We start from the raw sequence: 7,223 nt of genomic DNA on the forward strand, positions 1-7,223 counted from the left end.
GTCGCGGCATGCTGCGCACTCGGGTGCTCGTTATCGACGATGAGCCGGGGATACGCAACTTCATCGTCAAGACGATGACGCCACACTGCCTCGACGTCGCGCAGGCCGGCAGCGCCGAGGAGGCCGAGGCGCTCGTCGCGGCGCGGATGTTCGACGTGGTGATCCTCGACAACCGGATGCCGGGCACCTCCGGGCTCGAATGGCTCGCCGAACAGCGGCGGCGCGGCAGCCTGTCGGACACCATAATCATGACCGCCTTCGCCGATCTCGACACCGCGATCGAGGCGATGCGCGCGGGTGCCGTGGATTTCGTCCTGAAGCCGTTCCGCTCGAACCAGATCCTCAACGCCGTGCGCCGCTGCGTGGAGCTGGCCGCGATGCGCCGGGAGAACGCGCTTTTGCGCCACGAGCTGAGCACCGGCGATCCGGGCCGGTCGCGCCGCGCCCGGCTGATCGGCGACTCCGCGCAGGTCGAGGAGGTGCGCCGGATGCTGGCGCGGGTGGCGCGGGTGCCGACCCCGGTGCTCATCACCGGCGAGAGCGGCACCGGCAAGGAGGTCGCGGCGCGGCATCTGCACGGGCTGTCGGAGCGCGCGCACGCCCCCTTCGTGCCGGTGAACTGCGCCGCGATTCCCGCCGAGATGCTGGAGATCGAACTCTTCGGCCACACCCGCGGCGCCTTTCCGGGCGCCGAGGCCCCGCGCGAGGGGCTTTTGGTCTCGGCGCAGGGCGGCACCGTGTTCCTCGACGAAATCGGCGAGTTGTCGGCCTCGGCCCAGACCGCGCTGCTGCGGGTGATCGAGGATCGCACCATCCGCCCCATCGGCGCCGAGCGCGAGCTGCCGCTCGATATCCGTCTCGTCTTCGCCACTTCCAAGCACCTGCCGGACGAGGTCGCGGCGGGGCGCTTCCGCGAGGATCTGTGGTTCCGGGTCAACGTGCTCGAAATCCACATGCCGCCCCTGCGGCGGCGCGGCGCCGACACCGTCGATCTGGCACGGCTTTTCGTCGAGGAGCTGTCGGCGCAGCTCGGACTGCCGCGGATCGAGATCGACGCCGCCGCCCGCGCCGCGATCCTGCGCCACGACTGGCCCGGCAACATCCGCGAGCTGCGCAACTTCGTCGAACGCGCGCTGATCTTTGCGCGCTTCCCCATCGAGCAGCTCTCCCCCGCCCCCAGCGGTCCGATCGAGCCGCTCGACGACGTGGAGCGGCGCGAGATCCTCGCCGCGTTGGAGGCCACGGGCGGCAACCGCGCCGAAGCCGCGCGGCGCCTTGGCGTCAGCCGCAAGACCATCGACCGCAAATGCGCGGCCTGGGGGCTGTGATCCTGCGCCCCTTCGGGATCTTCGCCCGCTCGGTGCGCGCGCGGCTTCTGGCGATCGCGCTGCTGCCGGTGCTGGTTCTGCTGCCGCTTTTCATCGGCGTCATCGTGCTGCGCTGGTCCGACCGGCTCGACGAGCTTCTGATCGTCAAGGTGAACTCCGACCTGACCATCGCCGACCAGTATCTCGGGCGGCTCCTTGAGAACGCGGCCGAGCGGCTCGACGCGCTCGGCACCTCGACCGAATTCGCCGCCGCCCTCGCGCGCGACCCTTCGGCGCAGGGCTTTCTCGCCGAACGCCGCGACACGCTCGGCTTCGATTTCCTGTTTCTGGCGCGGCCCGGCGGCATCTCGCGCTTCGACGCGATCCTGCCCGCCGACGATTGGCCGGTCATCGCCGCCGCGCTCGAAGGCCGCGCCATGAGCGCCGTCGATCTCTTCGACGCGGGCACGCTCGAAGCCCTCTCGCCCGATCTGGCCGCGCGCGCGGCGATCCCGCTGGTGCCCACGGCCGCCGCCCGCCCCACCCGACCGGGTGCAGGAGGATCGCGGCATGATGGTCCACGCCGCCGCGCCGGTGACGCTGGCGGGCGGCGGCCGCGCGGCGCTGGTGGGCGGCGTGCTGCTCAATCGCAACCTCGGTTTCATCGACACGATCAACGACCTCGTCTACCGCGAACGTTCCCTGCCCGAAGGCAGCCGCGGCACCGCGACGCTGTTTCTGGGCGATGTGCGCGTCTCGACCAATGTGCGCCTGTTCGAGAACGTGCGCGCGCTCGGCACGCGCGTGTCCGCCGCCGTTTCGGACCGGGTGCTCGGCGCGAGCGAGACATGGCTCGACCGCGCTTTCGTGGTCAACGACTGGTACGTCTCGGCCTATGAGCCGATCCTCGACAGCCACGGTGAGGCCGTCGGCATGCTCTATGTCGGCTTTCTCGAAGCGCCCTTCTCGGCGGCGCGCGCCAACTCGCTCCTCGCGGTGGCGCTGTCGCTTCTGGCGGTTCTCGCGATCACGGTGCCGGTGTTCCTGCGATGGGCGGGGCGGATCTTTTTGCCGCTGGAGCGGATGACCCAGACCATGGCGCGGGTCGAGGCGGGGGACCTGCGCGCGCGCATCGACGCGCGCGGTCCCGACGAGATCGGGCAGGTCGCGGGTCATCTCGACACGCTGCTCGATCAGGTGCAGGAGCGTGACGCGAAGCTGCGCGACTGGGCCGCCGAGCTGGAACGCAAGGTCGAGGACCGCACCCGCGACCTGCGCGAGGCCAATGACCGGCTGGAGCAGGCGACGCGCCAGCTCGTCCTGTCGGAAAAGCTCGCCGCCGTGGGCGAGATCACCGCCAGCGTCGCGCATGAGATCAACAACCCGGTCGCGGTGATCCAAGGCAATCTCGACGTCGCGCGCGACAGCCTCGATGCGGATGCGGCGGCGGCGGTGAAGACCGAGTTCGACCTGATCGACGCGCAGGTGCACCGGATCTCGGCCATGGTGTCCAAGCTGTTGCAATTCGCCCGACCCGACGATTACGCCGCCTCTGCCCCGGCGCTCGACACGAGCGAGGCGATCCAGGAGGCGCTGGAGCTTGCGCGCCATCAGGCCGAGACCCACGCTCTCGACATCTCGACCGATCTTGTCGCCCGCGCCCGCGTCGCCATGGATCGCGGCGAGCTGACGCAGGTGGTGATCAACCTCGTGGTCAACGCCGCCCATGCGATGCCGCAAGGCGGCGCGCTGCGCATCGCAACGCGTGACGTCGAGGCCGACGCGCAGGCCGGGGCCGGAGATGGGGCCGAGGTCGAGATCGAGATCGCCGATGACGGCCCCGGCATGCCGCCCGAGGTGCTGGCGCGGATCTTCGATCCGTTCTTCACCACCAAGCGCAGCCTCGGCACCGGTCTCGGCCTGTCGATCAGCCAGACGCTGGTCACCCATGCGGGCGGCACGATCCTGGCCCAAAGCACGCCCGGCGCGGGCAGCCGCTTCACGATCCGGCTTCCGGCGGCGGAGCCCGTGGGCGGGCCGGTTTGACCGAAAGCGGCAGGCCCGTCCGGGTAGCGTCGGACAAAATGTCCACTTTGCCGCCCCCGGCACCATGCTTGGCGGACAGAATGTCCAGCTAACCTATTGTTTCATATATGTATTCTTCTTGACAGGTCAAGTGGCGGCGGTCATGCATCCACGCCATGACGGCGCGCGCCGCCGCGCGCGTGCCGAACTCTGGGAGGAGACGACAATGAGCGTGAGCGACTCGAAGGGGCCCTTGGGCTTTCTTCACAAGGACAACATCGTGGCCGAACCCGGCTTCAACCGCTGGCGGGTGCCCCCCGCCTCCATCGCGATCCACCTGTGCATCGGTTCGGTCTATGCGTGGTCGGTGTTCAACCCGGCGCTGACGCGCGAACTGGGCGTGGTCTCGGCCGCCGGTGACGACTGGTCGCTCTCCTCGGTGGTCTGGATCTTCTCGGTTTCCATCGTGTTCCTCGGCCTCGCCGCGGCCTTCGGCGGCAAGTGGCTCGAAAAGGTCGGCCCGCGCATGGTCGGCGTGCTCGCCGCCTGCCTCTGGGGCGGCGGCTTCGTCATCGGCTCGCTCGGCATCGCGGCGCATCAGCTGTGGCTGGTCTATCTCGGCTACGGCGTGCTCGGCGGCTGTGGCCTCGGCCTCGGTTACGTCTCGCCCGTCTCGACCCTGATCCGCTGGTTTCCGGACCGGCGCGGCATGGCGACCGGCATGGCGATCATGGGCTTCGGCGGCGGCGCGATCATCGCGGCCCCGCTCAAGGGCTGGCTGCTGAGCCTCTACTCCGAGGCGCCCACCTTCCTCGGCATGTCCGGTGAGGTCGCGACCACCACCGAACAGGGCCGCCTCTTCGTGGAGCAGAACGGCACCATGGTCGAGGCCGTGACCGCCACCGCAGCACAGGCCGCGCAGATCGAGGGCGTCGTGACCAACGGTCTCTATGCCGTCGGCACCGGCGACACCGGCGCGGCCTCGACCTTCCTGACGCTGGGCATCGCCTATTTCGTGGTGATGATCATCGCCGCCTTCGGCTTCCGCGTGCCCGCCAAGGACTGGAAGCCCGAGGGCTGGCAGCCCAAGCCGGAATCGGCCTCGGCCGGGATGATCACCCGCTCGAACGTGCATATCGATCAGGCGATGAAGACGCCGCAGTTCTGGCAGCTCTGGCTGATGCTGTGCTTCAACGTGACCGCCGGCATCGGCGTGATCGGCGTGGCCAAGACGATGATGAGCGAGATCTACGGCACCTCGATGCCGCTGATCGTGACGGCCGCCTTCGCCTCGACCTACGTGCTGATGATCTCGGTCTTCAACATGGTGGGCCGCTTCTTCTGGGCCTCGACCTCGGACTATATCGGCCGCAAGACCACCTACACGATCTTCTTCGTGCTGGGCGCCGCGCTCTACCTGTCGATCCCGTTCTTCGCCAGCGCCACCGCGTCGGATCCCTCGATCATCTGGCTGATCGGCTTCTATGTCGCGACCATGATCATCTTTACCATGTATGGCGGCGGCTTCGCGACGATCCCGGCCTATCTGGCGGACATGTTCGGCACCATGCATGTGGGCGGCATCCACGGCCGACTGCTGACCGCATGGTCCACGGCGGGCGTGCTCGGGCCGCTCCTGATCACCTCGCTACGCGACATGTCGGTCACCTCGGCGATCTCCGATCTCGCGGCCAAGGTCGATCCGGCGGCCTTCGCCGAGAAGTTCGGCGCGGGGCTCGACCAGCTCGATCAGCTCGTGGCGGCCAAGACCGTCACCATCGCCCGGCTGATGGAGATCGCGCCCGCCGGCACGGTCGACCCGACATCGAGCCTCTACAACACGACGATGTACGTGATGGCCGCCCTGCTGGTCGTGGCGTTCTTCGCCAACCTCATGATGCGCCCCGTGCGCGAGAAGCATCACTACCGCGAAGCCGACGCGGGCATGAGCGCCGTACCCGGCGAGTGAGGCAGGCAGGGCCGGTGCAACGGCCCGCCGCGATCCAGGTGAGGGGCAAAGGGCCGCGCGATTGCGCGGTCCTTTCGCTTTGCGGGCAGCGGCCATGCGTGGAATGGCGCTATACATCGCGTCCGATTGCGGGTAAGGGTCCGCGCTTGACGTGGTCCCCCGGGGCCGCCCCCGGCCCCAATCCGGCCGCCTCCAGACCAACGGACCTTTCTTACATATGATGCAGACCCTCAGGGACGCGCTCGACGCGCGCGGCTACGACACGCTCACCCCCGTGCAGGAGGCCGTCACCGCGCCCGAGCTTTCCGAGCGCGACCTGCTGGTCTCGGCGCAGACCGGCTCCGGCAAGACCGTGGGCTTCGGCCTCGCCATCGGCCCGACCATCCTCGACGATGACGGCCAGCTCGGCCGCGCCGCCGCCCCGCTGGCGCTGGCCATCGCGCCGACCCGCGAACTGGCGAGCCAGGTGATGCGCGAGCTGGAATGGCTCTATCGCGGCGCCGGCGCCAAGCTCGCCACCGCCATCGGCGGCATGGAAATCCGCGACGAGCGCCGCGCGCTCGACCGGGGCGCGCATTTCGTCGTCGCCACGCCCGGCCGCCTCGCCGATTACGTCCGCCGCGGCGCGATCGATTTGTCGGACATCCGCGCCGTCGTGCTCGACGAGGCCGACGAGATGCTCGATCTGGGCTTCCGCGAGGACCTCGAATTCATCCTCTCGGCCTGTCCCGAGAGCCGCCGCACGCTCCTGTTCTCGGCCACGGTGCCGCCCGCCATCGCCAAGCTGGCCAAGGATTTCCAGACCGACGCCGAGCGCGTCGTCGTCGCCACCAAGGGCGGCCAGCACGCCGACATCTCCTACAAGGCGCTGCAGGTGGCCCAAGGCGACGAGGAGGCGGCGATCATCAACACGCTGCGTCATCAGGACGCCACCAACGCCATCGTCTTCGCCAACACCCGCGCCACCGTGGCGCGCCTCACCGCGCGGCTGTCGAACCGGGGCTTTTCGGTCGTGTCGCTCTCGGGCGAGCTGACCCAGAACGAGCGGACCCACGCGCTTCAGGCGATGCGCGACGGCCGGGCCCGGATCTGCGTGGCGACCGACGTGGCCGCGCGCGGCATCGACCTGCCCGACCTCGAACTGGTGATCCACGCCGAGCTGCCCTCGAACTCCGAGACGCTGCTGCACCGCTCGGGCCGCACCGGCCGCGCGGGCCGCAAGGGCGTCAGCGCCCTGATCGTGCCGATGAAGCTGCGCAAGAAGGCCGAGCGCCTGCTTGGCACCGCCAAGCTTTCCGCCGACTGGACCGTGCCGCCCTCGGCCGAGGACATCCTCGCCGCCGACGAGGCGCGGCTGCTCGACGATCCGGTCTGGAACGCCGAAATCACCGAGGATGCGAAGGTCTTCGCTGCCAAGCTCCTGCAGCGCCACGCGCCCGAGACCATCGCCGCGGCCTATCTGGCGCTCTACCGCGCCCGCCGCTCGGCACCCGAGGAGCTTCAGGCCCCCGACGCGAAGCCGCAGAAACGCGCGACCGAGAGCTTCGGTCCGAGCAAGTGGTTCTCGCTTTCGGCGGGCCGCAACGAGCGGGCCGAGGCGCGCTGGCTCCTGCCGCTGCTGTGCCGCGCGGGCGACATCTCCAAGGATGCGATCGGCGCGATCCGCATTCAGGATACCGAAACCTACGTCGAGATCCTTGAAACCGCCGTGCCGGGCTTCCTGCGCGCCATCGGTCCCGACATGTCGCCCGAGGAAGGTCTGAAGATGACCGCGCTCGACACGGCGCCCGACCTGTCGCGCGGCCCCCGGCCCGAACGCGGACAGCGGCCCGATCGCGGGCCCCGGCCCGACCGCGGCCCCCGCCCGGATCGTGAACCTCGCCCGGATCGTGAACCCCGCCCCGAGCGCGCGGAGCGTCCCG

General features: G+C 69.6%; 4 protein-coding genes. All 4 read left to right on the forward strand.

Annotated features, from left to right (window positions below):
• Positions 1-8: 8 nt before the first annotated feature.
• Positions 9-1,328, forward strand: a complete 1,320-nt coding sequence (locus MBELCI_RS10095) for a sigma-54-dependent transcriptional regulator (protein ID WP_200861267.1) — start codon at positions 9-11, stop codon at positions 1,326-1,328.
• Between the two features lie 549 nt (positions 1,329-1,877).
• Positions 1,878-3,353, forward strand: coding sequence for a sensor histidine kinase (locus MBELCI_RS10100; protein ID WP_369385428.1), 1,476 nt, complete (start codon positions 1,878-1,880; stop codon positions 3,351-3,353).
• A gap of 205 nt (positions 3,354-3,558) precedes the next feature.
• Positions 3,559-5,301: an OFA family MFS transporter gene (locus MBELCI_RS10105; RefSeq protein ID WP_021694098.1), complete on the forward strand. Its 1,743-nt coding sequence runs from the start codon at positions 3,559-3,561 to the stop codon at positions 5,299-5,301.
• Positions 5,302-5,518: 217 nt separating this feature from the next.
• Positions 5,519-7,223, forward strand: a 1,705-nt coding sequence (locus tag MBELCI_RS10110; protein WP_045319988.1) for a DEAD/DEAH box helicase, incomplete at its 3' end; no start/stop codon positions are given.

The sequence above is a fragment of the Limimaricola cinnabarinus LL-001 genome (assembly GCF_000466965.1).
GTDB classification, from domain to species: domain Bacteria; phylum Pseudomonadota; class Alphaproteobacteria; order Rhodobacterales; family Rhodobacteraceae; genus Limimaricola; species Limimaricola cinnabarinus.

Bases quoted from the DNA above. Each gene is read 5' to 3' on its own strand.
- MBELCI_RS10105 (WP_021694098.1), top strand. From the start codon at position 3,559: ATGAGCGTGAGCGACTCGAAGGGGCCCTTGGGCTTTCTTCACAAGGAC.
- MBELCI_RS10100 (WP_369385428.1), top strand. From the start codon at position 1,878: ATGATGGTCCACGCCGCCGCGCCGGTGACGCTGGCGGGCGGCGGCCGC.
- MBELCI_RS10095 (WP_200861267.1), top strand. From the start codon at position 9: ATGCTGCGCACTCGGGTGCTCGTTATCGACGATGAGCCGGGGATACGC.